Source organism: Bordetella ansorpii (genome assembly GCF_900078315.1).
GTDB lineage: Bacteria > Pseudomonadota > Gammaproteobacteria > Burkholderiales > Burkholderiaceae_B > Bordetella > Bordetella ansorpii.
In genome coordinates, this window is record NZ_FKBS01000014.1 from 1,440,737 (window position 1) to 1,467,487 (window position 26,751).

21 protein-coding genes are annotated in these 26,751 nt (G+C 67.6%); 11 read left to right on the forward strand and 10 right to left on the reverse strand.

The genetic code is table 11. The annotated features are described in order from the left end of the window. Window positions 1-93 precede the first annotated feature (93 nt). Window positions 94-2,652 carry a penicillin acylase family protein gene (locus A7W11_RS14305; protein ID WP_066413431.1) on the forward strand — a complete coding sequence of 853 codons (2,559 nt, stop codon included), beginning with the start codon at window positions 94-96 and terminating at the stop codon, window positions 2,650-2,652. A 175-nt stretch (window positions 2,653-2,827) separates the two neighbouring features. Next, complete coding sequence (gene serB / locus A7W11_RS14310; protein ID WP_066413434.1) at window positions 2,828-3,685, forward strand: phosphoserine phosphatase SerB; 858 nt, start codon at window positions 2,828-2,830, stop codon at window positions 3,683-3,685. A gap of 11 nt (window positions 3,686-3,696) precedes the next feature. Here the strand turns inward: serB and A7W11_RS28010 are convergent, their stop codons facing one another. From A7W11_RS28010 to A7W11_RS14325, 3 genes are all read right to left on the reverse strand, one after another. Then, window positions 3,697-4,551, reverse strand: a complete 855-nt coding sequence (locus tag A7W11_RS28010; RefSeq protein ID WP_066413440.1) for a hypothetical protein — start codon at window positions 4,549-4,551, stop codon at window positions 3,697-3,699. 29 nt (window positions 4,552-4,580) lie between these two features. Continuing rightward, window positions 4,581-5,384: a hypothetical protein gene (locus A7W11_RS14320; RefSeq protein ID WP_082887231.1), complete on the reverse strand. Its 804-nt coding sequence runs from the start codon at window positions 5,382-5,384 to the stop codon at window positions 4,581-4,583. A gap of 136 nt (window positions 5,385-5,520) precedes the next feature. Next, the gene (locus A7W11_RS14325; RefSeq protein WP_066413441.1) at window positions 5,521-6,408 is read right to left on the reverse strand and encodes a thioredoxin domain-containing protein; all 888 of its coding nucleotides are present in this window, start codon (window positions 6,406-6,408) and stop codon (window positions 5,521-5,523) included. Window positions 6,409-6,742: 334 nt separating this feature from the next. Here A7W11_RS14325 and A7W11_RS14330 point away from each other — a divergent pair, with 334 nt between their 5' ends. Next, window positions 6,743-7,759 carry a hypothetical protein gene (locus A7W11_RS14330; RefSeq protein WP_066413449.1) on the forward strand — a complete coding sequence of 339 codons (1,017 nt, stop codon included), beginning with the start codon at window positions 6,743-6,745 and terminating at the stop codon, window positions 7,757-7,759. 15 nt (window positions 7,760-7,774) lie between these two features. Here the strand turns inward: A7W11_RS14330 and mfd are convergent, their stop codons facing one another. Continuing rightward, window positions 7,775-11,236, reverse strand: coding sequence for a transcription-repair coupling factor (gene mfd / locus A7W11_RS14335; protein WP_066413452.1), 3,462 nt, complete (start codon window positions 11,234-11,236; stop codon window positions 7,775-7,777). 29 nt (window positions 11,237-11,265) lie between these two features. Here mfd and ispD point away from each other — a divergent pair, with 29 nt between their 5' ends. After that, window positions 11,266-11,964: a 2-C-methyl-D-erythritol 4-phosphate cytidylyltransferase gene (gene ispD / locus A7W11_RS14340; protein WP_066413462.1), complete on the forward strand. Its 699-nt coding sequence runs from the start codon at window positions 11,266-11,268 to the stop codon at window positions 11,962-11,964. A gap of 142 nt (window positions 11,965-12,106) precedes the next feature. Continuing rightward, window positions 12,107-12,601 carry a 2-C-methyl-D-erythritol 2,4-cyclodiphosphate synthase gene (ispF, locus tag A7W11_RS14345; RefSeq protein ID WP_066413465.1) on the forward strand — a complete coding sequence of 165 codons (495 nt, stop codon included), beginning with the start codon at window positions 12,107-12,109 and terminating at the stop codon, window positions 12,599-12,601. 21 nt (window positions 12,602-12,622) lie between these two features. Here the strand turns inward: ispF and murI are convergent, their stop codons facing one another. Beyond that, window positions 12,623-13,444, reverse strand: coding sequence for a glutamate racemase (gene murI / locus A7W11_RS14350; protein ID WP_066413467.1), 822 nt, complete (start codon window positions 13,442-13,444; stop codon window positions 12,623-12,625). Between the two features lie 106 nt (window positions 13,445-13,550). On the opposite strand from murI, the gene A7W11_RS14355 reads away from it, so the two are divergent. From A7W11_RS14355 to A7W11_RS28015, 3 genes are all read left to right on the forward strand, one after another. Then, window positions 13,551-13,904: a VOC family protein gene (locus A7W11_RS14355; protein WP_066413470.1), complete on the forward strand. Its 354-nt coding sequence runs from the start codon at window positions 13,551-13,553 to the stop codon at window positions 13,902-13,904. A gap of 177 nt (window positions 13,905-14,081) precedes the next feature. Then, window positions 14,082-15,317 carry an MFS transporter gene (locus tag A7W11_RS14360; RefSeq protein ID WP_066413473.1) on the forward strand — a complete coding sequence of 412 codons (1,236 nt, stop codon included), beginning with the start codon at window positions 14,082-14,084 and terminating at the stop codon, window positions 15,315-15,317. Next, complete coding sequence (locus tag A7W11_RS28015) at window positions 15,314-15,463, forward strand: hypothetical protein (protein WP_156523075.1); 150 nt, start codon at window positions 15,314-15,316, stop codon at window positions 15,461-15,463. Before A7W11_RS14360 ends, A7W11_RS28015 begins: the two co-directional genes overlap by 4 nt. A gap of 99 nt (window positions 15,464-15,562) precedes the next feature. Here the strand turns inward: A7W11_RS28015 and A7W11_RS14365 are convergent, their stop codons facing one another. The 4 genes from A7W11_RS14365 to risA form a co-directional block, all read right to left on the reverse strand. Beyond that, window positions 15,563-16,081: a carboxymuconolactone decarboxylase family protein gene (locus A7W11_RS14365; protein ID WP_066413476.1), complete on the reverse strand. Its 519-nt coding sequence runs from the start codon at window positions 16,079-16,081 to the stop codon at window positions 15,563-15,565. Window positions 16,082-16,139: 58 nt separating this feature from the next. Further along, complete coding sequence (locus A7W11_RS14370; RefSeq protein ID WP_066413479.1) at window positions 16,140-16,688, reverse strand: peroxiredoxin; 549 nt, start codon at window positions 16,686-16,688, stop codon at window positions 16,140-16,142. A gap of 64 nt (window positions 16,689-16,752) precedes the next feature. Beyond that, a complete protein-coding gene (gene risS / locus A7W11_RS14375; RefSeq protein ID WP_066413482.1) occupies window positions 16,753-18,147 on the reverse strand; it encodes a sensor histidine kinase RisS in 1,395 nt (464 codons plus the stop codon). A 37-nt stretch (window positions 18,148-18,184) separates the two neighbouring features. Next, entirely contained in the window at window positions 18,185-18,919 is a 735-nt protein-coding gene (gene risA, locus A7W11_RS14380) for a response regulator transcription factor RisA (protein WP_066132672.1), read from the reverse strand. Window positions 18,920-19,050: 131 nt separating this feature from the next. Between risA and tsaB the strand changes: the two genes are divergently transcribed. Both tsaB and A7W11_RS14390 read left to right on the forward strand, forming a co-directional pair. Beyond that, on the forward strand, window positions 19,051-20,448 hold the full coding sequence (gene tsaB / locus A7W11_RS14385) for a tRNA (adenosine(37)-N6)-threonylcarbamoyltransferase complex dimerization subunit type 1 TsaB (protein WP_066413485.1): 1,398 nt from the start codon (window positions 19,051-19,053) through the stop codon (window positions 20,446-20,448). Continuing rightward, window positions 20,445-21,503, forward strand: coding sequence for a uracil-DNA glycosylase (locus A7W11_RS14390; protein WP_082887232.1), 1,059 nt, complete (start codon window positions 20,445-20,447; stop codon window positions 21,501-21,503). Before tsaB ends, A7W11_RS14390 begins: the two co-directional genes overlap by 4 nt. Before the next feature lie 77 nt (window positions 21,504-21,580). On the opposite strand, the gene lplT is transcribed toward A7W11_RS14390, so the two are convergent. Beyond that, a complete protein-coding gene (gene lplT / locus A7W11_RS14395; protein WP_066413500.1) occupies window positions 21,581-22,894 on the reverse strand; it encodes a lysophospholipid transporter LplT in 1,314 nt (437 codons plus the stop codon). Window positions 22,895-23,185: 291 nt separating this feature from the next. On the opposite strand from lplT, the gene smc reads away from it, so the two are divergent. Beyond that, window positions 23,186-26,710 (forward strand): chromosome segregation protein SMC, encoded by a 3,525-nt coding sequence (gene smc, locus A7W11_RS14400; protein WP_066413503.1) that lies wholly within the window; start codon window positions 23,186-23,188, stop codon window positions 26,708-26,710. Window positions 26,711-26,751: the final 41 nt, after the last annotated feature.

Genomic DNA, 26,751 nt, shown 5'->3' on the forward strand with positions numbered 1-26,751 from the left:
ATGCATGCGTGGTAACGTAGCCGGACCTCAGCCACGGCCGCGCGCAGCCCCATTACCGCCATGACCAGCACGCCGACCTCGACCCGACGCTCAATGGGACGACGCATCGTCCGGATCGGAACATGGGGCCTGGCGGGCGTGCTGGCGCTGGTCCTGCTGACGCTGGTGGTCGGCTGGTCCTTCATGCGGGCCAGCTTGCCGCAACTGGACGGACAGCACGCCGCGCCCGGCCTGCGGGCGGCCGCGTCCATCGTGCGCGATGCCGCGGGCAGCGCCACCATCACTGCCGCCGACCGCATCGACGCGGCCTACGCCACCGGTTTCGCCCACGGGCAGGACCGTTTTTTCCAGATGGACATGATGCGCCGCCTGGCGGCCGGCGAACTCGCCGCGCTGGTCGGCCCCAGCGTGCTGCCGCTGGACCGGCGCAACCGCCTGCACCGGTTCCGCGCACGCGCCGAGGCCGCTTATGCCGCGCTCGATGACGACGATCGGCATCTGCTGCGGCGCTACGCCGATGGCGTGAACGATGCGCTGGCCGCCGCGCGCGCCCGGCCGGTGGAGTACCTGGTGCTGGGCGCCGCGCCCCAGCCCTGGGAGCCGGAAGATTCGCTGCTGGCCATCGACGCCATGTACCTGAACCTGCAGGGCATGCAGTTGCTGCGCCTGCTGTCGCGCGGCGCGTTGCGCGAACAGGTGCCGGCCGAACTGCTGGCCTTCCTGACGCCACGCGCCAGCCATTGGGATGCCACGCTGGATGACGTCGGCCCCAATGCCGTGATCGTGCTGCCGCCCACGCGGCCCGATTGGCTGGACCCGGAGCCCGGCGACACCCCGGGCGTTCCGCGCGCCGACATCGAGGACGCGGTTTCCCTGGACGCATTCATCGCTTCGTCGTCGGGACGGCCCTCGGCGCGCGACGAACTGATTGCCGGCCTGCTGGCCAATGCCGGCCTGGACCCGGCCAGTGCCACCGGCTGGCGGCAGGATGCGCCCGCCGCGGCGGTGGGCAGCAGCGGCTTCGCCGTCGATGGCAGGCACGGCGCGGACGGGCTTGCCCGCGTGGGCAACGACATGCACCTGGGCCTGACCCTGCCGAACATCTGGTACCGCCTGACCCTGCAGTTTCCGGATCGGGACGCGCCGGGCCGGCAGCGCCGCGTGTCCGGCGTCAGCCTGCCGGGTACGCCCGCGGTGGTGGCGGGCAGCAATGGCGACGTGGCCTGGGGGTTCACCAACAGCTACGGCCAGTTCATGGACCTGGTCGCCGTGGAGCGCGATCCCAGCCAGCCCAGGCGCTATCTGGGCCCCGCCAGCGAATGGGAAACCGCGCGCGAGTACACCGAGACCATCGCCGTCAAAGGACAGCCCGGCGTGACGCAGACGGTGTACGAAACGCGCTGGGGCCCGATCCTGGAGGCCGATGGCCGCGCGTACGCCGTACGTTGGGTCGCGTACCAGGCGGGGGCCACCGACCTGGGGTTGCTGGGCCTGGAGGATGCCCGCGACGTGCCGCAGGCCTTGCGGACCGCGCAAGGTTCGGGCGTGCCGACGCAGAACATCCTGGTCGCCGGGCGTGACGGCCGCATCGGCTGGACGCTGGCCGGACCGTTGCCGCTGGCCGTGCTCGATCCCAATGGGTTTCCGGTGTCGGCCAGCCAGGTGGATGCGCCCGCGGGCCGCCTGGCGCCGCAGGCCTACCCATCTATCATCGATCCGCCCGGCGGACGTCTCTGGTCGGGCAACAGCACGCAGTTGGGCGATGCCGCGCAGCAGCGCCTGATCGGCGACGGCGGCGCCGACCTGGGCGCGCGCGCCACGCAGATCCGCGACAACCTGCGCGCGCTGCCCGAGGCGGACAATGCCGCGCTGCTGGCGGTGCAACTGGACGACCGGGCGCGCTGGATCGCGCCGTGGAGCAAGCTGGTGCTGGATACGCTGGATGACGATGCCGTGCGCGACCATCCCCAGCGCGCGGCTTATCGCCGGCTGGTGGCCGAATGGAACGGCCGGGCCGATATCGACGCCGTCGGCTACACCTTGCTGCGCGACCTGCATGACGCCTTCCAGGAAGCCTGGTTCGGTCGTCTGGACAAGCGCCTGGCCGGCAGCGCGCTCAGCCTGTCGCCATCGCCCACGGTGGCTCGTGCCTCCTCGCGCCTGGAGGCAGTGATGGAAGTGCTGATGCGCGAGCAGGCGTGGATACCGTCCAGCCATGCGGACTGGCGCGCTTTCGTGCTGGATCGTATCGATACCGTGATCGCGGCCAATACGGCCAATGGCGCGCGCCTGGAGAATGCCTATTGGGGCCAGCGCAACCGCCTGGCGATGGGGCATCCCTTCGCGCGCCTGTTGCCCGCATCCATACGCAGTTGGCTGTCCGCGCCCACCGATGAGATGCCCGGAGACGTGAACAACCTGCCGCGTATCCAGCATCCGTCGTTCGGCGCATCGGAGCGGTTTGTCGTGGCGCCGGGACACGAGAGCGAGGGCATCCTGCACATGCCCGGCGGGGCGTCGGGGCACCTGTTGTCGCCGTTTTTCCTGGCGGGACATCGGGCCTGGGTGGAAGGGCGCGCCACGCCGTTTCTGCCTGGGCCGCAGATGTATCGTCTGGAGTTGACACCGGCACCGCCAGGGCACGGGCAGTGACCGAGCCTGGGGCATCCCGTTGCCCTGCATCGGCGCGCTCCCGACAATAACGCGGGCCTTCATCCCGCGCCGTCGGCTTCCGAAGCGGCCGAGCCCGCGGAAGTGGTCCGTCCGCGCCGTGGCTGTTACGATGACGCGGCATCGGCCTGCGGCCGTCCTTTTCTTCCGTTCAAGCATGACCATCCATCTCGTTATCCAATCTCCCGCCCTCGCTGTCGAACACGCCGAGCAACTGGCGGCCCTGGCCCAGGCGCAAGGCGTGGCGCGCATTTCCACGACGGCGGCGCGCTTGCTGGATGTGCAGGCTGACACACAGACGCGCGATGAAGTCCGTGACTGGAGCGAGTCGCACGGCGTGGATGCGGCTTTCGTGCCCGCTGGCCGCCGGTTGTCCGATTGCCGCGTGCTGGCGATGGATATGGATTCGACCTTGATCAACATCGAGTGCATCGATGAGATCGCGGCTTGGGCCGGCCGTGGCGAGCAGGTCGCGCAGATCACCGAAGCCGCGATGCGCGGCGAGATCAAGAACTTTTCCGAAAGCCTGCGCCGGCGTGTGGCATTGCTGGAAGGCGTGCCGGCCGAAGCGCTCGATCGCGTATACCAGGACAAGTTGCGCCTGAACCCGGGCGCCGAGCGGCTGTTGGCGTCGGCGCGCGATGCGGGCATCAAGACGCTGCTGGTGTCGGGAGGCTTCACTTTTTTCACGGGCCGCTTGAAGGAACGCCTGCAACTGGACAGCGCGCACGCGAATACGCTGGAAATCGGCGAGGACGGTTTGCTGACAGGCCAGGTGCTGGGCGATATCCTGGATGCCGATGCCAAGGCGACATATCTGCGAGCCTTCGCCGCCGAACACGGGGCCACGCAGGAGCAGACCATTGCCATGGGAGATGGCGCCAACGACCTCAAGATGCTGGCTCTGGCCGGCTATGCCGTGGCCTATCATGCCAAACCCATCGTGCGACGCCAGGCGCCGTATGCGCTGAACGTGTCGGGGCTGGACGGCGTATTGAACTGGTTCGAGGCCTGAGCGGCGCCAGATCAGTAGTACCCGTACGGCAAGGCCTTGCCGCGCGAGGCGGGTGGGCTCTCGGGCGCGGCGGCAACGGGTTCCGGCGTGGTCGGTCCGGCGAACTGCACCAGTTCCCGGCCTTTCTTGTCCAGCAGGACGATGCGCACCACGATCGCCTTGACCGTCTGATTGCTGGTGTCCGCATCGTTGGCGAACAGATAGGCGCGCACCACCAGGTTCTCGTACTTGGTACGCAGGGTTTCCATCAGGCGTGCCGTGGCTTCGTCGGCGACAGGCAGGAAGGCATACCGCTGCGCATTGCTGAACGCGATGTGGAAACGGTTGTTGTCGTTGAAATAGCGGAAGCTGCTGGCGTCCTTGAACGGCTCCAGCTGGAAGCCCTTGCGGTCGAAGTCGTAGGCGGACAGCTGGCTGCTGTACAGGTCGAAATCCATGCGCAGATATGAGGTGTTCTTGGCCTGCGCCAGCGAGGCGTCGATGCGTGGCTTGAGCGCGGCCAGCAGGTCGCGCTGCCGGAAGGCATCCGTGGTCTGCCGGTACTCGTTCGAGATGTCGCCGGCAACGCGGCCGTAGTCCAGCGGCAGGCCGGTGCGCGCATAGTACTGGAACATCAATTGGTTGCCGCTTTCCAGCGTGACGTAGCGATCGGCTGGCGTCGTCACGTCGGGCTGGGCGAGGACGGGAGCAGCCGGGACGGGGGCCGGCGTTGCGGCGGCGGGGGCAGCCGGAGTTGCTGTTGCGGGGGCGGTCGGCGGCTGCTTGGCGGACGAATCGGTGCTGTCGTCCGAGCAGGCGGACAGCAGGGAAAGCGCCAGGATAGCGGCCAGGGCCGTGCCCGTGGTGTACATGCGTGCGAAAGTCATGAGGTATACCTGATGGGAGAAGGACAGAATCAGAGACTGCCGGCGCGCAGGATGCTCGCGCCGCGATAGACGAAATACAGGGTGATGGCGAGGCTGAGATAGAAGCCCAGGCCGAAGCTGGCGCTTTCCCACACCATCGCGCCCAGGTTGGGCATCATCTTTTCGAAAGCCGCGTTGCTGCCCGTGAAGCTGCGCATGGCTTGCATGGCGTCGCGCATCACCCATACCGTACGGACGATGGCCAGCAACAGGCCGGCCCACAGCACGAGCGGCAGGAAGTAGGCCCGCCGCGCCTTGGGGCTGCGCAGGAAGTAGGCCAGCAACGGGCCGAAGACCGCCAGCAGCCACAGGATGGACGTCAGCATGCCTGGGCCTTGTGCGCCGCCCGCTCCCATGGCGCCCGGTCCGTTCACTGCTAGCCCCAACACCGAATACAGGCTCAGGCTGCCCGAGGCCACCCCCATGACGCGCATGTCCAGTGTGCTGAACACGGTGCTGGCCAGCGCCAGCAGGCCCATGGCCACCAGGTCGGGCAGGCCGACGCGCGCCGTGATCTGGCGCGCCAGCTTGCCGCCCTGGTCCTGGCCGGCCGACAGCCATTGGCGTCCCTGTTCCAGCGCCTGCCGGGCCTGTTCGCCGGCCAGTTGCTTGGTCTCGATAGGGGTGACGCTCTCCAGGCCGCCGTTGCCCGCGAATGCCAGTTGCACGGTCTGGTTGACGGCGGGCGCGCGCGCGCCGCGCCAGTGCGCTTCCAGGGTGAAGGGGTATTGCCTGCCGTCGGCGGCGATCAGTCCGTCGCCCTGATCGGTACCGCGCAGAATCGTGCCACGCATGGTGTTTTTCCTGTGTGTGAGTAATGGGTCCGGGACGTCGGCGTCCCTGTCGTCTTGCGTGGGTCGCATCGAGATGCGGTCGGGCTTGCCTTACATGAATGAAGGGCGCGGCGCGGCCGCGCACTATCCAGCAGGCTCAGGCGTTCGGAAAGAAGCGTTTCTGGGACAGGCGCTGATTGGCTACTCTCATGCCATCGGCGCTGTCCCAGCCTTCCCGCAGCTCGCCATCCGCGAACACGACCAGCGGCGTTCGAGGAGTGGGTTTGCCATGCATCATGAAGAGGAAGGCGAAGTCCGTGGCGTCGTCCAGGGGGTATTTCCTGTCGCCCGGGCCGCGTTCGCGGGTCTGGCCCGTGGTGATCAGTTCATGCCAGATGCGCGCGAACTCCGGGTGGGCGTACAGCGACTGGGCCAACGCGAAAGATTGTTCGCTCAAGCCGCCCGGGACCAGGTAATAGCTGATGCCTGCCTTGCGGAAATCGGCCTCCATCCGGCGCGAGTAGGGGCAGTCCCAGGCGCCGTACACCACCGCCAGCGGGCGGGTCTTGCCGGGGATCAATGGCCATTGCGACACGTCGATCTCGCGGACCATGGCCTGTTTGCGCGCTTCGATGAATGCCTGCTTCATCGTGTGCGGCAAACCCTGCAGGCCGACCGGATTCGGCATGTTGATGAACCACTCGACTTTTTCGTCGAAATAGCGTGGCAGGGCCTGAGGATTGCGCACCGCCCAGATGCCGCCGTAGCGCGTCTTCTGCAGCACGTCGCCCTGACGCAGGGTGTTGGGCAGGCGGGTCTCGAAATAGGCCCGCATCTTGTCCTGCTCGGCGCGCGAGGTGCCGGCCGCCAGCAGGCGGCCCGGAAACGCACTGGCCAGCGCGGCGCCGCCCAGCGCGGCAAGCAGCGCCCGGCGGCCCGGGCGCGGGCCAGGGGCAATGGCATCGTGAAAAGCCGTCTTCGTCGCCGAGTCGTGGGCGGACCAGGCGTTGGCTGGGGCATTCTCATGCGGCATCGCATCGCGCATCGTTCATCCTTTTCCAAAGCATTTGCAGGGTGTCGGCCGGATTGCACATTTCGAATCCGATCGAGCGTTGTAGGCACAGTATGGGAAAAGGTCTCACGGTTTTGGGCGAATTTCCTGCGTACCCTGTAAGAACTGACAGGTCGAGCTTTGCGCGGGCGGGCTCTAATATTCGCCCCGTTGGCCTGGGGGAGGGGGCGGAAATCGGGCGCTTGAAACCTTTTCCGATCTGACGCCTAGAGGGTGTCAAGAGCTTGGCGCGTTGGCGGCTCTCGTCCCAAAGTGGCGTGCCGGCGCCCTCGCACCGACCGGCCTTCTCACAGAAAACCCTAGCCAAATGAAAAAACTCGATAGCCCCAAGCCGTATCTGATATTGGGCGTGATCTGCCTGGCCCTTTCCTTCACGGACATCTCGCCGGTCGGGATACTGATCATGGTGATCGGCTCGTCGTTCGTTTTCGTGCGCAGGCGGTTCTGGCGGCCTTTGGTGGTATGCCGGAGCGATCTGATTTCGTATCGCAGCGCCAGCTTCGGAGATGCGTACCTGAAACTCTCCTATCGGCCTGGAGACGATTGCGCCTATCTGACGACAGGCGGAAGCAAGAAAATCCGGGAGGAGATACCGGTACAGCTAGGAAGTTTTCAAAATGCCCCGGCTTTGATCCTCCCCTTGGGGAGCTGGTCCGGCGGAAACTCCCACACTGAAACCTTCAATGTACAGAGGACTCATGTCGTCCCCCCCAGCACGGATGTGGGGTTCACTTCTACGGGCGATACCGTGTACGTGCACAGGCCTGCAGAATTCATTCCGGTCAATGAAACCGAAACGCGCACCACCTACACCCATTGGCTCGATCTGAGCTTTGCGTGCCGGGACGGAACGCGAATCAGCCAGAAAACGTTCAGATTCTTTGCGCGCGTCGAGTCGGCACGCTTGTTTGAAGAAGTGCTTGCCTCGATCAATAAGTGCCTGGCGCAAGCAACAGCGGTCAAGGAGGCATCACCGGGCAGCGTCTTGGCCACCGCCGCGGTCGCGCCGACGATGGATGCGCTGCTCGAGCGTGTACGAGACAAGTGGCGCCAGGCAAATGCAGGATCCCTGCGGGCCCGTATCTCTCGTGCGGGCACTGGCAGGTATGTGCTTTATTTCGGTTGGCTCATGCAGATCAGGTGGTCCAGCGACAGTCTCATGATGCTTGCTGCGTGCGTGATCATTGCATCGATAATGGCGCTCGTGACGATGGTCCGGGGCGACTTGCGAGGCGGATTCAAGCAGTTGGTGCTTGCCGTGGGCGGCTCCGCCATCGTGGCCGTTGCAGCGTCCTTCCTGCACACCCGTGTGCTCGGCTGGTGAAGCGGGGCAGCCGATTCACCGCAACGCCCGCAGTATCCCTCGCACCGCATCCACCCGCTCCTTGACCTGGGCCGCCTTGATCTCCGCCCGCAGGCGATCCTGCCCCGAGAACCGGATGTGCTTGTGCTTCTGCACCAGTTCCACCATGCGCACTGGCTCGACCGTGGTCTTCGGCCCGAACTGCAGCAAGGCCTGGGACTCGCTGACGTCGATCTTCACGATACCCAATGGTTGCGCCGCCAAACGCAGGCGATGCGTCGCCAGCAGCGTCTGCGCGGCCTCGGGCAGCTTGCCGAAACGGTCGATCAACTCTTCCTGGATCTGGATCAGGTCGTCCTCGTCCTGCGCATGCGACAGGCGCTTGTAGATCGCCAGCCGTCCGTGCACGTCCGCGCAATAGTCGTTGGGCAGCAGGGCCGGCGCGTGCAGATTCACCTCGCACGCCAGGTTGAACGGTGCGTCCAGGTCAGGCTCTTCCCCGTTCTTCAGCGCGCGCACCGCCTCGTTCAGCATCTCGTTGTACATCGAGAAGCCCACTTCCTGGATGTTGCCGGACTGCGAGTCGCCCAGGATCTCGCCCGTGCCGCGGATCTCCAGGTCGTGCATCGCCAGGTAGAAGCCCGAGCCCAGTTCTTCCATCGCCTGGATGGCTTCCAGGCGCTTCTTGGCGTTGGCCGTGATGGCGTCCTCGCCTGGCGTCAGCAGATAGGCATAGGCCTGGTGATGCGAACGCCCGACCCGGCCGCGCAACTGATGCAGCTGGGCCAGGCCGAAGCGGTCGGCGCGATGGATGACGATGGTGTTGGCCGAGGGCACGTCGATGCCGGTCTCGATGATGGTCGTGCACAGCAGCACGTTGAAGCGCTGCTGATAGAACCCCTTCATCACCTGTTCGAGTTCGCGCTCGGGCATCTGGCCGTGCGCCACGCCCACGCGCGCCTCGGGCACCAGTTCTTCCAGGCGGGCGCGGCGGTTGTGGATGGTCTCGACTTCGTTGTGCAGGAAATACGCCTGGCCGCCGCGCTTCAATTCGCGCAGCAGGGCCTCGCGGATGGTGCTGCCGTCCTCGCGCCGCACGAAGGTCTTGATCGCCAGGCGCTTCTGCGGCGCGGTGGCGATGACGGAGAAGTCGCGGATGCCTTCCAGCGACATGCCCAGGGTGCGCGGGATGGGCGTGGCGGTCAGGGTCAGCACGTCGACCTCGGCGCGCAGCGATTTCAGCGCCTCTTTCTGGCGCACGCCGAAACGGTGTTCCTCGTCGATGATGACCAGGCCCAGACGCTTGAACTGCACGTCCTTGGACAGGATCTTGTGCGTGCCGATGACGATGTCGACGCGGCCGTCGTTGATGCCCTCGACGGCCGTGGCCACTTCCTTGGCGGAACGGAAGCGCGACAGTTCCACCACGCGCACCGGCCAGTCGGCGAAGCGGTCGGCGAACGTCTGCGCGTGCTGTTCGGCCAGCAGCGTGGTGGGGCACAGCAGGGCGACCTGCTTGCCGTTGGCGATGGCCAGGAAGGCGGCGCGCAGCGCCACCTCGGTCTTGCCGAAGCCCACGTCGCCGCACACCAGGCGGTCCATGGGCCGGCCCGAGGTCATGTCCATGATGACGGCCTGGATGGCGGCGGACTGGTCCGGCGTTTCCTCGAAGCCGAAGCCTTCGGCGAAGGCCTCGTAGTCGCCCAGCGGCAGCTTGAACGAAAAACCCTCGCGCGCGGCGCGCTGCGCGTACAGCGCCAGCAGCTCGGCCGCGGTGTCGCGCACCTGCCTGGCCGCCTTGCGGCGCGCCTTGTCCCATTGGCCCGAGCCCAACTGGTGCAGCGGCGCGGCTTCGGGATCGGCGCCGCTGTAGCGGGCGATCACGTGCAGTTGCGAGACCGGCACGTACAGCGTGCTGCCGTTGGCGTACTCGAGATGCAGGAACTCCATCTCGCCTTCGCCCATGTCCATGTTGACCAGGCCGTGATAGCGCCCGATGCCGTGCTGGGCGTGCACCACCGGATCGCCCGCGCGCAGCTCGGCCAGGTCGCGCACCATGGCTTCGACGTTGCTGGTGCGTTCCTGCGCACGGCGGCCGCGGCGCGAGGCGGTATGGCCGGGATAGAGGTCGTTTTCGGTCAGGAAGGCCAGGCCGGCGCCGGGAATGAGGAAGCCGGCGGACAGCGGCGCCACCGCCAGGCCGAAGGGCGCGTCCGTATCCAGGAAGGCCTGTATCGAGTCGGCCTGCACGTCGGGGACGATGCCATGTTCGGCCAGCATCTGCACCAGCGTCTCGCGGCGGCCGGCCGAGTCGGCGCACAGCAGCACGCGCGTATCGGCGCGCGCCAGCAGGGCGCGCAGGCGCATCACCGGGTCATCGGCCCGGCGCGAGATGCTGACATCCGGCGCCGCGGCGAAATCGGGATGGCTGTGTTCGCCGCCCAGCACCAGGCGCGGGAAATCGCGGAAATGCCCGAACAGGCCTTCCTTGTCGAGGAACAGGGCCTCGGGTGGCAGCACGGGCCGCTCGCGGTCGCTCTTCAGGAAGTTGTAGCGGCTGGCCGTGTCCTGGCCGAAGCGCGTGACGGCATCGTCGATGTCGCCCAGCGTGACGGTGACGGTGCCCGGGGCCAGGTAGTCGAACAGCGTGGCCGTCTGGTCGAAGAACAGCGGCAGGTAGTATTCGACGCCGGCGAAGGCGATGCCGTTGCCGATGTCGCGGTACGGCGTGGCGCGCGAGGGATCGCCCTCGAACACTTCGCGAAAGCGCGCGCGGAAGCGGTTGCGCGATTCCTCGTCCATCGGGAATTCGCGGCCCGGCAGCAGTTGCACGTCGCGCACCGGGTACAGGCTGCGCTGGGTGTCCACGTCGAAGCTGCGGATGGATTCGATCTCGTTGTCGAACAGGTCCAACCGGTAAGGCAGCACCGATCCCATCGGGAACAGGTCGATCAGGCCGCCGCGGATGCAGAACTCGCCCGGCGCGGTGACCTGGGTGACGTGCGTGTAGTTGGCCAGCGTGAGCTGGGCACGCAGGGCCGCCTCGTCCAGCTTGTCTTTCTGGCGGAACGAGAACGTATAGGCCGCCAGGAAGGCCGGCGGCGCCACGCGGTACAGCGCGGTGGTGACCGGCACGGTCAGCACGTCGACTTCCCGCTGCATCAGCGCGTGCAGCGTGTGCAGGCGTTGCGAGATCAGGTCCTGGTGCGGCGAGAACGCGTCGTACGGCAGGGTTTCCCAGTCGGGCAACTGGCGCACGCGCAACTGCGGGGCGTACAGCGGGATCTCCTCGGCCAGGCGCTGGGCCTCGAGGGGATCCGCGGTGAAGACCACCAGCGGCCGGCCGGCCTGCCTGGCCAGGTCGGCCAGCAGCCAGCCGTCGGCCGAGCCGGGCGGCCGCGGTTGCGCGTACCGAGCGCCGGGTTTGAGGGCGGGAAGCGTGGCGGCGGTGGCGGGCAAGCCCTGGGACGCCGCGGAGGAGGAATAGGAATCGGACATCAGGTCGAAGATTATAAAATCCCGGCACCATGTCCGACACTCTTATCGCCATCGTGCCCGCCGCGGGCGTGGGCGCCCGCGCCAGCCAGCCCGGCGCCCAGGCTCTTCCCAAGCAATATCGCCTGCTGGACGGCCAGCCCATGCTGCGGCGCGCCGTGCAGGCGTTGCTGGCCGACGAACGCATCGCCCAGGTCCGCGTGGCCGTGTCGGCCGGCGACGGCTGGGTCGAAGAAGCGCTGCGAGGCCTGCCGCGCACCATATGGCGTCCTTGTGGCGGCGCCACCCGTGCCGACACCGTGGCCAATGCCCTGGCCGACAGCGGCGCGGGCGAGCACGACTGGGTGCTGGTGCACGACGCGGCCCGTCCGGGCCTGACCCCGGCCGCGCTGGCCCGCCTGATCGACGCCTGCCTGGCCGATCCGGTCGGCGGCCTGCTGGCGCTGCCCGTGGCCGATACCGTGAAGGCGGGTTCCGCTGCGCCGGATGCCCCTCGTGTGGTCCGCACGGTGGACCGGCAGGGCCTGTGGCTGGCCCAGACGCCGCAGATGTTCCGCACCGGCCTGCTGGGCCAGTGCCTGGCCGCCGCCGCGCGGGGCGGCCTGGCCGTGACGGACGAAGCCTCGGCGATCGAGGCAGCCGGCCATGCGCCGTGCCTGGTCATCGGCGAGGCCCGCAACTTCAAGGTCACATGGCCGGACGATTTCGAATTGATGGAACGATGGCTGTGAGCAGATCCGCTCGCGGCCGGTCCGAAACAGGGCGTGGCGCCTGCCGGCGTGCTGACCCGGTCTTCGGCATTCCAGGTGGGTCGCCCGAGGCAAGCGCCGTCTTGTCCGGGCAGGATGTCGCGCAGCGACAGGAGAAATATCGATGAGCATTCCCTTCCGTGTCGGCCAGGGTTTCGACGTGCACGCCCTGGTGGAAGGCCGCCCGCTGATCCTGGGCGGCGTCACCATCCCGCACACCCATGGCCTGTTGGGCCATTCCGACGCCGACGCGCTGCTGCACGCCATCACCGACGCGTTGCTGGGCGGCGCGGGCCTGGGCGACATCGGCCGCCACTTCCCCGATACCGATCCGCAGTACCGGGGCGCGGACAGCCGCGTGCTGCTGCGCGCGGCCGCCGAAAAGGTGCGCCGGGCCGGCTGGCAACCCGTCAACGTGGATGCCACCATTCATGCCCAGGCGCCCAAGATCGGCCCGCACGCCACCGCCATGGTGCGCAACATCGCCGCCGACCTGGGCCTGAGCGAGGGCGACGTCAACATCAAGGCCAAGACCAACGAAAGCCTGGGATTCCTGGGCCGCAAGGAAGGGATCGCGGCGACGACGGTGGTGCTGCTGGGGCGTATCGAGCCGGCCTGATCGCCCAGCTTTCCTGGCGAATCAGCGCCAGGTGGCCGGCAGTCGTTCGGCAGGCAGAGCCCACTGCAGCAACCGCATCGCCTGCTCGCCCAGACGCCGGGCGTCGCCGCTGGTCAGCAATTCGCAGCCGCCCGCATATCCTGCCGGCGCCATCAGCCCGGGGGCCTCGGTGCGCAGCCGGTACGCCAGTTGCCGGGCCAGCGCCGGGCCCGGCTCGATGATGGGCAGGTCGGGGCCGACGCGTTCCCGCAGCAGCGGCAGCAGGAAAGGAAAATGCGTGCAGCCCAGCACCAGCACGTCCGCGCCTGCGTCCAGCAGCGCGGTCGCCGCCATATCCACGGCGGCGCGCGCGGCATCGCCGTCAAGCTGTCCGTTTTCCACCAGCATCACCCAGTCGGGGCAGGGCCGCAGCACGACCCGGACGCCCGCGGCCGCCCGTTGCGCCAGCGCGGCGAAGCGCGGGCTGGCCAGCGTGCCGTGGGTGGCGAAGACGCCGATCACGCCTGATCGGCTGAGTTGCGCCGCGGGCTTGATGGCGGGCTCGATGCCCACGACGACCAGATCGGGATGGTGCGCCCGTATCGTGCCGATGGCCGCCGCGGTGGCCGTGTTGCAGGCGACGGCAATGGCGCGGACCTGGCGCGAGACGAAGTAGTCCGCGATGGCCAGCGCGCGCCGTTCGAGAAATTCCTGGGATTTTTCGCCGTAGGGCAGATGGGCCGAATCGGCCACATAGACCAGCGGCTCGTCCGGCAGGGCGCGGCGGATGTCGCGCAGGGTGCTCAACCCACCCGCGCCCGAGTCGTAGATGCCGATGGGGCGGACGTCGGAGAGCGGAGGCATCGAGAGGCTGGGCGGGGGAAAAGCGTCATTCTACGCCGCCGTATCCGGGAGGCCGCGGCATGCGTGATGTAATCGAAGATCGGATCAATCTCAGCGAGGAGGACGCATGGGTACGCGAGGGCAGGATCGCCAGATCGACAACATCGAGTTCAACGTCGGTGACATTGCACGCAGCAAGACCTTCTACGGCAACGTGTTCGGCTGGACGTTCACCGACCATGGCCCGGCCTATACCGAATTCACCGATGGCCGGCTGACCGGCGGCTTCACGACCGGCGAACCCGTCAAGCCGGGCGGCCCGCTGGTCATTCTCTATGCCGACGACCTGGCCTCGACCCAGAACAGCCTCGAGGCCATGGGCGCCACGATCAGCCGCCCGGTGTTTTCCTTCCCCGGCGGCCGCCGTTTCCACTTCATCGATCCGGACGGCTACGAACTGGCCGTGTGGACGGCGGACTGAGCCGCGGCACGGCGCACGGCGAGGCATCCTGTATCTAGGACAATTTCTTGATTGTCCTGAGGGCGGCGAGCAGACTGCGGCATACCGTCCGCCATGCCGGACCTGCCGCGAGACCGCACACCATCCGGTGCCTGTCGGAGCTCGGTCCTTCCGTCCCGACCAGGAAAGCGAATCGCCATGCCGCCATTGTCCGACCCGCTGCGCCATCGCTGGCTTATCGTCATCGCCGCCGGGGCCATCATGGGGGCCGCGCTCGGCGTGCGCCACGTCCAGGGACTGTTTCTGGCGCCCGTGGTGCTCAGTCAGGGCTGGTCGCGCGAGGCCTTCGGCTTCGCGCTCGCCGTGCAAAATCTCGTCTGGGGGCTGGCGCAGCCTTTCTCGGGCCTGCTGGCGGATCGATATGGTTCGGTGAAAGTGCTGGTGTCCGGTCTGTTGGCGTACGCCGCCGGCCTGATGCTGATGGCACAGGCCGCCACCCCGGGAAGTTTCATGCTTACCAACGGTCTGCTGGTGGGCGTGGCGTTGTCGGGCACGGCGTTCGGCACGGTCTATGGCGCGCTGAGCCGCATTTTTCCCGGCGATATGCGAACCTGGGCGCTGGCCGTCGTGGGCGCGCTGGGCGGACTGGGGCAGTTCTGCATGGTGCCGTTCGCCCAGGAACTGCTGGGCGCCATGCCGTGGCAGCGCGCCGCGCTCGTGCTGGGCGTGGGCATGCTCGTGTTGGCGCCGCTGTCGATGTTCCTGAGAGACCGGCCTTCCGCCTGCATGCAGGCCGCGGCCGCTTCGGGCGGTCAGGCGTCCATGATGCCCGCGATCCGCCAGGCCCTGCGCCATCGGGGCTTCTGGCTGTTGACCCTGGGATTCACCGCTTGTGGTTTCCAGCTCGCCTTCATCGCCACGCACATGCCGGCATACCTGTCCGAGCACGGCCTCAGCGCGGGGCAGGCCGGGGCCACGCTGGCGGTCATCGCACTGGCCAACATCTTCGGCAATTACGCCTTTGCCAAGCTGGGGGGCAGATGGCCGCCCCGGCAGGTGCTCTGCGCGCTATATGTCGTGCGGGCGTTGGCCATCGCGGTCTTCATGGCGCTTCCCGTCACGGCCTGGAGCGCCTATGCGTTCTCGGCGGTCATGGGCTTTCTCTGGTTGGGCACCGTCCCATTGACCAGCGGGGTGCTGTCGCGCATCTTCGGCGTACGCTACATCGGTACGTTGTTCGGCCTGGTATTTCTCGGGCACCAGGTCGGCGGCTTTCTCGGCGTGTGGCTGGGCGGACTCGTCTACGACGCCTACCGGTCCTACGACCCGATGTGGATCGTGTCGATCGCCGTCGGGCTGTTGGCTGCCTGGGTGCATTGGCCCATCGACGACCGGCCCGTGGGGCAGGGCATTCCTGCTGGGCAGGCGTCATGAGGCGCCTGCGCCCGCGTCTGGCGGCGCTTGTATGGCGCGGCATGGCGGCCGTCGTGGGCGCCGTGGCCCTGGCCCAGGTCTTCCGGGCATGGTTGGATCCCGACCTGACCCTGGCACTGGCGGGCGGCCTTTTCCTGTGCCGCTGAGAGGCGTAACCGACGTGGCGACAATGAAAATCCCCGCGGCACGTGTCCATGCCGCGGGGATCGAGGCCCCGCCCCGTAGCGGAAGGGGGCTTGCCGAACTTACTTGCCTTGCGCCGCCAGCGCCTGGGCCGCGGCGTTGATCACCGCCGCGATGCGGCCGGCGTCACGCAGTTGCTCGGAGCTGAAGCCGTCCTTGCGCAGGTTCTCGAAGTGCGACTGGATGCAGAAGTGGCACTTGCCGATGATCGACGCCACCAGGGCGAACAGTTCGAAGCGCTTCTTGTCCACGCCGCCGTGGGTGGCGTAGGCGTTCATGCGCAACTGGGCCGGCAGCGTCTTCAGTTGGGCGTCGCCCGACATCTCGACGTACGGGTACCAGACGTTGTTCATGCCCATCAGCGTCGCGGCGGTCAGCGCGGCGTTGGCATCGGTCTCGGACAGTGCGCCCTTGAAGGCGTCGACCAGGAACGGGCTACGCGCCGCGAAGGCGGCGGCCAGGGCCGCGCCCAGCGCGTCTTCCGGCGCCAGCGTGGAGCGGGCGATGACGGAATCCAGATTCAGGCGGATGTCCTTCGCCCAATCCGGCAGTTGTTCCTTGATGGTAGAGAGGAATTCCATAGTTTTTACCTATATTCTGGAGCAAGAAAAGCCCGGACGAACCGGGCCAGCGTACTGTTTACAGCGTGTCGCCGCCAACCGTACGGTTGCACGGGCACAGTTCGTCGGTTTGCAGGCCGTCCAGCAGACGCAGGACTTCCTCGGGGTTACGGCCGACGTTCAGGTTGTTCACCGACACGTGCTGGATCGTGTTGTCCGGATCGACGATGAAGGTGGCGCGCAGCGCCACGCCAGCGCCCTTTTCACGCACGCCCAGCTGATCGATCAGCGAGCCGGTGGTGTCGCCGAATTGGTAGTGACCCAGCTTGTTGAGGTCCGGGTGCTCACGGCGCCATGCCAGCTTGACGAATTCGTTGTCCGACGAACCGCCCAGCAGGACGGCGTCGCGGTCTTCGAAATCCTTGGCCAGCTTGTTGAAGCCGACGATTTCGGTCGGGCACACGAAGGTGAAGTCCTTCGGGTAGAAGTAGATGACCTTCCACTTGCCGGGGAACGAGCTTTCGGTGATGTCTTCGAAGGCCGAGACGCCGTTTTCTTCGTGCTGGTTGAAGCCGGGCTTGACGCCGGTGACCTTGAAGGACTCGAGTTTATCGCCAACAGTTTTCATGTGTGCTCCCATTAGGTGTTGGGTGGAAAGGGGCTCGCGTGGAGCCGAGACACCTAATTTTACGCTATTGATTATCGATGTCTAATTGATAATTTCTAAATTTGGCTTTGGGCAGCTCTATGCGTGCCGTCAGTCCGCCGCCGGACCGCGGCTGCATTTTCAGCGATCCGCCGACGTGCTTGAGCAGGCGTTCGACAATGGCCAGGCCCAGGCCCGCGCCGCTGACGCCGGTGCGGGCCGCTTCGCCGCGCGAGAAGGGACGCAGGAGGCGTTCGACTTCCTCGGGGGCGATGCCGGGACCGCGGTCGCAGACTTCGATGGCCACGGTACTGCCCTCGGATTGCACGGTCATGACCAGGTGGGCCAGCCCATCGGTGGAACGGCCATAGCGGCGCGCGTTTTCGATCAGGTTGCCGACGATGCGTTTCAGGTCCAGCGCGGTGATGCGCGCGCGCAGGCCCGGTTCGATGTTGGCCTCGAGCTCGCCGCCCAGCGACGCGGTATGGCTGCGTTCGCGTTCGAACAACTCGTGCAGCACCAGGGAGATGTCGGTGGCCAACTGGGGCAGGGTGCCCGCCGGGCGGGCGTATTCCATCAACTGGCCGATACTGTGGTCGATCTGGGCCAGGTCGTCGTCGATGGCCTGGCGGGCGTCTTCCGACACGCCGCTCATCTCGATTTCCAGGCGCATGCGCGCCAGCGGCGTGCGCAGGTCGTGCGAGATGCCCGCCAGCATCAGTTCCCGGTCGGCCTCGGCCTGGCGAAGGTCTTTCGACATGCGGTTGAACGAGGCATTGAGATCGCGGATCTCCAGCGGCCCCTGTTCGGGCAGCGATGCCGGGGTCTCTCCGCGCGACAGCACCTGGGCCGCGCGCGCCAGCCGTGACAGCGGCCGATTGACGAAGCCCACGCTGACCGCGGCGCCCACCAGCGACAGCAGCAGCGCGGTCGCGCCCCAGCCCAGCCACTCTATGCCCCCGGTCAGCCCGATCTGCTCGCGTTCGAACACCAGCCAGTAGAGATCCTGGTTGATCTGGAAACTGACCCAGAAACCGGGTACCTGATTGACCCCCCATGCGATCTGGGTATCCGCGCCGAAACGGGCGCGGATCTGCTGTGCCACGCGCTGCCAGTAGTCGTCGTCGGGCAGTCCTTCGGTGAAATCGGTGACTTCACGCGGATAGACCTGGATGCCTTCGTTGGTCGCCAGGTCCAGCAGCAGCTTGCTGCGTTCTTCCGCATGGGAATAGACGAGCGCCGTCCGGGTGATGTTCACGGCAGTGATCACCCGCTGGGCCATCTGGTTGGCGCGCGGTCCCAGCTCCATGCTGAAGAAGACCTGCAACCATGCCCCGAGGCTGACCAGCATGAGCGCGGCCAGCAAAAGGAACGTGCGCCCGAAGAGACCCAGGCGCAGACGTGAAGTCAGGTTGCGGAGAATTCTGCGTAAGCGGGGCACAGGAGCACGCTCCTGCCCGGTGGTACGGGCTGTTTTATCAGCTTCCGCCATCCGGAACGAAAACGTAGCCCAGGCCCCAGACCGTCTGGATGAAGACCGGCTTGGACGGGTTCGGCTCGATCAGCTTGCGCAGGCGCGAAATCTGGACGTCCAGGCTGCGGTCGAAGGCTTCGTATTCGCGGCCGCGGGCAAGTTCCATCAGCTTGTCGCGCGACAGGGGAATCTTGGGGTGACGGGCAAACACCTTCAGCACCGAGAATTCGCCGGTGGTGATCGGCACCTGCTCGCTGTTGCGGGTGAGGGTGCGCGTGGACAGGTTGAGCACGTACGGGCCGAAGGCGATCGACTCGTTTTCCTGGCTGGGGGCGCCGGGGTGTTCCTCGGTGCCGCGGCGGCGCAGGATGGCGTTGATGCGCGCCAGCAGTTCGCGCGGGTTGAACGGCTTGGACAGGTAATCGTCCGCGCCCATCTCAAGGCCGACGATACGGTCGATCTCTTCTGCCTTGGCGGTCAGCATGATGATCGGCGTATTGTCGTGTCCGCCCCGCAGGCGACGGCAGATCGACAAGCCGTCTTCGCCTGGAAGCATCAGGTCGAGAACGAGCAGGTCGAAGTGCTCGCGCTGCCAGAGCTTGCCCATTTCCTTGGCATCCTCGGCGACGAACACGTTGAACCCTTGTTCAGACAGGTAGCGCCGCAGCAGATCGCGAAGACGGGGGTCATCGTCAACGACGAGGATCTTGCGGATGGGGGTGGTGTTTTGAGTATTCATGGCCGGAAATGTAACAGTGACAAGAACCGCGGGCAATCGGCATTTCACAATGTATTACACATTGCGCATAACGGTTGAAAACTCTCGGTTTTTTCTCGAAGGGTTGCTCCAATTTCGTACAATTCCGCACCATGAACTTGACTATGTTGGCCTTTGAGACCTCGTCCTCGCGGTGTGGCGTGGCGCTTTTGCGTGACGGGGACGGAACGCCTCGCATCGATCTGCTCGAACACGAGGGCGCCCAGGAGCACGCGGAACGTCTCCTGCCCATGGCGCGGGAATTGCTGACGCGTGCCGCTCTCGTCCCTGCCGACGTGCAGGCCGTGGCGTTCGGCCAGGGGCCTGGGGGCTTTACCGGCCTGCGGGTGGCCTGTGGCGTGGCGCAGGGCATGGCGCTGGGGCTGGGCGTGCCGGTGCTGCCCGTGGTGTCCCATCTGGCCGTGGCGGCGGAAAGTGGCGCCGGCCCGCAAGAGGCCGTCCTGGTGGCGCTGGACGCGCGCATGGAAGAAGTCTACCTGGCGGCCTATCTGCCCGAGGGCGATGGCTGGCGCGAGTTGCAGGCGCCCATGCTGATCGCGGCCGGCGAGGCCATGCCTTGGGCGCGGCATCATCTGCCGGCCTGGTCGGAGCAGGCCGGCCGGCCGCTGGCGCTGCTGCGCGCCGGCGACGCCTGGGATGCCTATCCGGCGATGGACGAGGCCGGGGCCGGCACGCGGCGTTGCGAGGCGACCCGGCCGCAGGCCACCGCCGTGGCGCGGCTGGCGCGGCAGGCCTGGCTACGCGGAGAAACCGTGGATCCCGAAGCCGCCGCGCCGCTGTACGTGCGGGACAAGGTGGCTTTCACAACCGCCGAGCGGCAGGCCGGGCAAGGGGGCAATCCCCGTGCCGGCAGCCAGTTGTCGGAGCCGGCGCCGCGATCGGGGCCGGACGGTTCGGTGTCTCGGCCCCAGGCGCAGGGTGGGACTTCCCAGCCTGCGGGGGCGTCGGTCCCGGACGTGCCGCCCGGGGCGGCTGTGGCGGCTCAGTCTGCCGGGGGCCTGGCCGGGCCGGTCGATCCGCCGCCCATCGACGACATCGAACTGCTGCCGATGACGCCCGCCGATCTCGACGACGTTGCCGACCTGGAGGCGCAGGTCCAGGCCTTTCCGTGGACGCGCGGCAATTTCGCCGACGGCCTGGCGGCGGGCTATCCGGGCTGCGTGCTGCGTGCGCAGGGCCGTCTGGCGGGGTTCTGCCTGCTGATGCTGGCGCCGGACGTGGCGCACCTGCTGGTGATCGCCGTGCCGCGCGCGTTACACCGCCGCGGATTGGGGCGCAGGCTGCTGGCATGGTGCGAAATGCGCACCCGGCAGGCCGGCGTGCCAGGGCTGCTGCTCGAGGTGCGTCCCTCGAACGAGGGGGCCGTCGGTTTCTACGAACAGGCCGGTTTCCTGCGGGTGGGTGTGCGCAGAGGCTATTATCCGAGCGGTAAAGGCAAACGCGAGGATGCATTGGTCATGCAGAAGACCATCGAGGGCGGCCACGCATGACGGGTGCGCACGTCCAGGGGGCGGCGCCGTCGGCGCCGCGCGTCAATCCCTTGCAGCGGTTGTGGCTGCGCGAGCTGGGTATCGAGAAGACCTGGCTGCGCGAGGTGGCGCCGGTGGCGTCCGATGCCGCGCTGGCGAAGGCGCCGCAGGCCGGCCAGGGGGCTACGCCCGCGGGCCGGGCCGATGCGGCGCCAGCGCCGGTTCGCGCGTCTGCCGCCGCGGCAGCAGGCGCGGATACGCCCGCTCATGGCGTACCGCCCACGGAACCGCCGGCTGGCGATCGGGCGGCCCGCGGCCCCGGCGCGCAAGCCGAGACCGTGCCGGCCAAGCCCGTGGGCGCTGCGCCTTCCACGGCATCCGAACACATCAAGGCGGCCCTGGCCGCCACGGGCCGTAACGCGGCCCCGCCGCCCGCGGCAGCCGCCGCGCCGCGCGGTCCCGCGCCCTACGTTGCAGAGACCCCCGAGGCCAAGGAAGCGCGCTTGCGCCAGGTGCAGACGGCCGACGTCGAGACCCTGCGCGGCATGGTCACCGGCTGCGAGGCCTGCGGCCTGTGCCGTGGACGGCGCAACGCCGTATTCGGCATGGGCGCGACCGCGCCGCGCTGGATGGTGGTGGGCGAAGCGCCCGGCGAGCAGGAAGACCGGCAGGGCCTGCCGTTCGTGGGGCGTTCGGGCCAGTTGCTGGACGCCATGCTGGCGTCGGTCGGCATGAGCCGGGAACAGGACGTCTTCATCGCCAACGTGATCAAGTGCCGCCCGCCGGGCAACCGCAACCCGACGCCTGACGAAATCGCCGCCTGCAGTCCCTACCTGATGAGGCAGATCGCGTTGCTCAAGCCCGAGCGCATCCTGGTGGTGGGCCGCTTCGCGGCGCAGACGTTGCTGGGCACGGACGCCACCATCGGCAGCCTGCGCGGCCGCGTGCACCACCTGGAAAGCGACGGCCGCCAGATTCCCGTGATCGTCAGCTACCACCCGGCCTATCTGCTGCGCAGCCCGGCCGAGAAGGCGCGCAGCTGGCAGGATCTGCGGCTGGCGGCCACGCTTTCGTAGGGCGCCAGCCACCCGCCACCCAAGAAAAAGGGGCCGTCGGAACTGAACAACGGCCCCTTGCTTTTCCCGGACGGGAATCAGTGCCCGTCGCCCAGCGCCTTGCCGTGGCCTTCCTGGCCGATCTGCTCCAGCATGTCGGGATGCGCGCGACGGTTCAGGCGGCACCAGTACATCACCACGGTCATCAGCGTGAAGACGATCAGGCCGAAGACCACGATGATGGTGTTGATCGCCATGTTCAACCACAGCATCAGCGAGTACATGGCCACCATCAGCAGGATGTTGAGCTGCTCGTTGAAGTTCTGCACGGCGATGGAGTGGCCGGCCGACAGCAGCACATGGCCGCGGTGCTGCAGCAGGGCGTTCATGGGTACGACGAAGAAACCCGCCAGGCCGCCGATCAGCAGCAGCAGTACATATACCGCCCAGGGGGAGTACACCAGCGGCATCAGCAGCACGACCAGGCCCATCGAGGCGCCCACCGGCAGCACGCACAGCGCCTTGCGCAGCGGAATGCGGCCGGCCAGGATCGAGCCCACCACGGTGCCCAGCGCGGCCACGCCCATCAGGATGGAGGCCTGGTCCAGGCGGTAGCCCAGGTGGTCTCGGCCCCACTCGATGACGATCAGTTGCAGTGTGGCGCCGGCGCCCCAGAACAGGGTGGTGACGGCCAGCGAGATCTGGCCCAGCTTGTCGCGCCACAGCACGCGGACATAGCCCGTGAAGGTGCGCACCAGCTTGAGCGGGTTCTTCTGTTGCGGCGGGTAGCGCACGTGCGTGGGAGGAATCAGCAGGTTGCACAGCGCGGCCAGCAGGTAGACCACGGAGATGACCAGGATGGCGGCCTCGGCAGGGGTGTGGACCAGCCTGCCGATGGTGGGATGCGTCAGCAGCGCCTCGGAGACCTTGGGCGAGATGAGCGCGCCGCCCAGCACCGTGCCGATGATGATGGACAGCACCGTCAGGCCTTCGATCCAGCTGTTGCCCACCACGAGCTTGTCGGGCGGCAGCATCTCGGTGACGATGCCGTACTTGGCCGGCGAGTAGGCCGCCGCGCCGATGCCTACCACGGCATAGGCCAGGCAGACCAGGAAGGTCTGCAGGTCATGGGACAGGCCGACGCTGGCGTAGGAGAACATCAGCAGACAGCCGCCGACCTTCATGGCGTTGGTGACGAACATGACGCGGCCCTTGGGGAAGGTGTCCGCGACGGCGCCCACGAAGGCGGCCAGCACCACGTAGGCCAGCGCGAAGGTCCACTTCATCATCGGCGCCATCCAGTCGGGACCGCGCAATTCCTGGATCAAGGCGATGGCCGCGATGAACAACGCGTTGTCCGCCATGGACGAGAAGGCCTGCGCGGCCATGACCAGAAAGAACCCGCGTTTCAAAAGGATGTCCCCGCTGCCCTGGAACGTGCCCTTGGGCGGAAAGTTGTGCTGTACGACAAAGTGTCAGCGAGTATAGCGTCCGGCTGCGTTGGCCAGACTCCGGATATGTCCTTGCATGGCGCGCGCGCCGGATGCCGGCGTCGTGTCGGCCCCGGGACGTTCGCAGGACCGCCCTGGGGTATCATACGACCCGTATCCGCCGGCCCCCTGGGGCCGCTTTCGTATTCGCGGCATGTCGGCCCGCGTCGATGCGTCTCTTTCCCTTTCGAATAACCGCTCCGCCACCGCACCGTGCGTCTTACCCAGCTCAAACTCGCCGGATTCAAGTCGTTCGTCGACCCCACCGTCATCCCCGTCCCCAGCCAGTTGGTGGGCGTGGTGGGGCCGAACGGCTGCGGCAAATCCAACATCATCGACGCGGTGCGTTGGGTGCTGGGCGAGGCCAAGGCCTCGGAGTTGCGCGGCGAGTCGATGCAGGACGTGATCTTCAACGGCTCGGGCAACCGCAAACCGGCGGCCCGCGCCTCGGTCGAGATGGTGTTCGACAACAGCGAGGGCCGCGCCGCGGGGCAATGGAGCACCTACGCCGAGATCGCGGTGCGCCGCGTGCTCACGCGTGACGGCACCAGCAGCTACTACGTCAACAACCAGCAGGTCCGCCGGCGCGACATCCACGACATCTTCCTGGGCACCGGCCTGGGCGCGCGCGGCTACGCCATCATCGGCCAGGGCATGATCAACCGCCTGATCGAGGCCAAGCCCGAAGAGCTGCGGGTGTTCCTGGAAGAGGCCGCCGGCGTGTCGCGCTACAAAGAGCGCCGCCGCGAGACCGAGAACCGCCTGTCCGATACCCGCGAGAACCTGACGCGCGTGGAAGACATCCTGCGCGAACTGGGCAGCCAGCTGGAGAAGCTGGAAGCCCAGGCGGAGGTGGCCCGCCAGTACCGCGAACTGCAGTCCGACGGCGAAATGAAGCAATACGCCCTGTGGCTGCTGAAGGAAACCGGCGCGCGCGACGAGCGCGTGCGCAAGAACCAGGACATGGCCCAGGCGCAGAATGCGCTGGAAGCCGCCACGGCCAACCTGCGGGCAGGCGAGGCCGCGCTCGAGGCGCACCGCCAGGCCCACTATGCCGCCGGCGACGCCGTTCACGCCGCCCAAGGGCAACTGTACGAGGCCAATGGCCAGGTCAGCCGGCTCGAGGCCGAGATCCGCCACGTGGTCGATTCGCGCAATCGCCTGCAGGCCCGCCGCCAGCAGTTGGAGTCGCAGATCGCCGAATGGGGCGTCCAGCAGGAACACTGCATCGAGCAGATCGCCCAGGCCGAGGAAGACCTGGCCACGGGCGCCGCGCGCACCGAAGAGGCCCGCGCGCGCGCCGAGGACGCCCAGGCGTCGCTGCCCAACATCGAGGCCCGCGTGCGGGAAGCGGCCGCCGCCCGCGACGGCATGCGCGGCGACCTGGCGCGCGTCGAGCAGAATCTGGCCCTGGCCGCGCAAAGCCAGCGCGATGCCGACCGCCAGTTGCAGACCCTCGAACAGCGCCGCGAGCGCCTGCAGCAGGAGCTGCGCGAGCTGCACGCCCCCGATCCCGCCCGGCTGGAACAACTGGCGGGCGATCGCGCCGCCGGCGAAGACCAGCTCCAAGAAGCCCAGGCCGAACTGGCCGAACTCGAAGGCCGCGTACCCGAGGCCGATGCCGAGCGTACCCGCGCCCAGGGGGCGGCCCAGCAGGAAGTGCAGAGCCTGGCCCGCCTGGAAGCGCGCCTGTCCGCGCTGGTCAAGCTGCAGGAAGACGTGCAGAAGCAGGGGGCGCTGGAGCCCTGGCTGGCTCGCCACGAGCTGGCCGGCCTGTCCCGCCTGTGGCAGAAACTGCACGTCGAACCCGGCTGGGAAACCGCCCTGGAGTCCGTGCTGCGCGAGCGCATGGCCGCCCTGGAAGTGCGCAGCCTGGATTGGGCGCGCGCCTTCGCCGAGGATGCGCCGCCCGCCCGCCTGGCTTTCTACCAGTTGCCCACGCCCACGCCGGCGCCCGCCGCGCCCGCGGGCCTCACGCCGCTGGCCAGTCTGCTGCGCGTCACCGAACCCAGCCTGAAGGCGCTGCTGAACGGCTGGCTGCGCAACGTCTACACCGCGCCCGATCTGGCGCAGGCCCTGGCCAACCGCGCCACGCTGCCCGAGGGCGCCATCTGCGTGGTCCAGGCCGGCCATGTGGTCGACGGCCATAGCGTGCGTTTCTACGCGCCCGACTCCGAGCAGGCCGGCATGCTGGGCCGCCAGCAGGAAATCGAGAACCTGCAGCGCGAGATCAAGGCGCAACAGTTGATCACCGACCAGGCCCGCAGCGCCGTGGCGCGTGCCGAAGCGGGCTGGCAGCAGGTGTCGCAGGCCGTCGCGCCGGCGCGCCAGCGCGTGGCCGAAGTCACGCGCCGCGTGCACGATATCCAGCTCGAACATTCGCGCCTGCAGCAGCAGGCCGAGCAATCCGGCGAACGCGCCGCGCGCCTGCGCCAGGACCTGGACGAACTGGCCGCGCACGAAGAAGACCTGCGCGCCACCCGCGAGGAGGCCGAGGCCCGTTTCGAGACGCTCGACGTCGAGCTGGGCGAACATCAGTCGCGGTTCGCCGATGCCGAAATCGCTGGCGAGGACCTGGCCGCCGAGGCCGAGTCCGCCCGCGTCAAGCTGCGCGAGCTCGAGCGCGCCGCGCAGGAATCCGAGTTCGCCGAACGCAGCGTGCAGGCGCGCATCGCCGACCTGCAACGCAACCGGCAACTGGCGGCGGATCAGAGCCAGCGCGGCCGCACCGAGATGGAACAGCTCGACGCCGACCTGTCCGAACTGGACGCCTCGGCGTCGCAAGCCGGCCTGCAGGACGCGCTGGAGCATCGCGCCGAGCGCGAGGAGGCCCTGACGCGCGCGCGCCAGGAGCTGGACAACCTGTCCGCCGGGTTGCGCGCCGCCGACGAAGAACGCATGCAGCAAGAGCGCGGGCTGGAGCCGCTGCGCAACCGCATCACGCAATTGCAGCTGGACGAGCAGGCCGCGCGGCTGGCCGAAGAGCAGTTCACCGAGCAGCTCAATGCCCGCGAGGTCGACCGCGAGGCGCTGGCCAGCCAACTGGCCGAGAAGCCCGACGAATGGCGCCGGGCCAGTTGGCTGCAGTCCGAGGTGGGGCGCATCTCGCGCCAGATCGATGCCCTGGGCTCGGTCAACCTGGCTGCCCTGGACGAACTGACCACCTCGCGCGAGCGCAAGACCTTCCTGGATTCGCAGCAACAGGATCTGATGACCGCGATGGAGACCCTCGAGGACGCCATCCGCAAGATCGACCGCGAGACCCGCGAGCTGCTGCAAGAGACCTTCAATACCGTCAACGGCCATTTCGGCGAGCTGTTCCCGCGCCTGTTCGGCGGCGGCGAGGCCAAGCTCACCATGACCGGCGACGAGATCCTCGACGCCGGCGTGCAGGTCATGGCGCAGCCGCCCGGCAAGCGCAACAGCACCATTCATTTGCTGTCAGGTGGTGAGAAGGCGCTGACGGCCACCGCGCTGGTGTTCGCGCTGTTCAAGCTGAACCCCGCGCCGTTCTGCCTGCTGGACGAGGTGGACGCGCCGCTGGACGACGCCAATACCGAGCGCTACGCCAACCTGGTCAGCGCCATGAGCCAGCAGACGCAGTTCCTGTTCATATCTCATAACAAGATCGCCATGCAGATGGCCAAGCAATTGGTCGGCGTGACCATGCAGGAACAGGGCGTTTCGCGTATCGTTGCCGTAGATATTGATTCGGCCGTGCAGATGGCGGCCGAATAACCCCCTAGAGTGAATAAACGCGCCCGCGCGCGGAATTGATA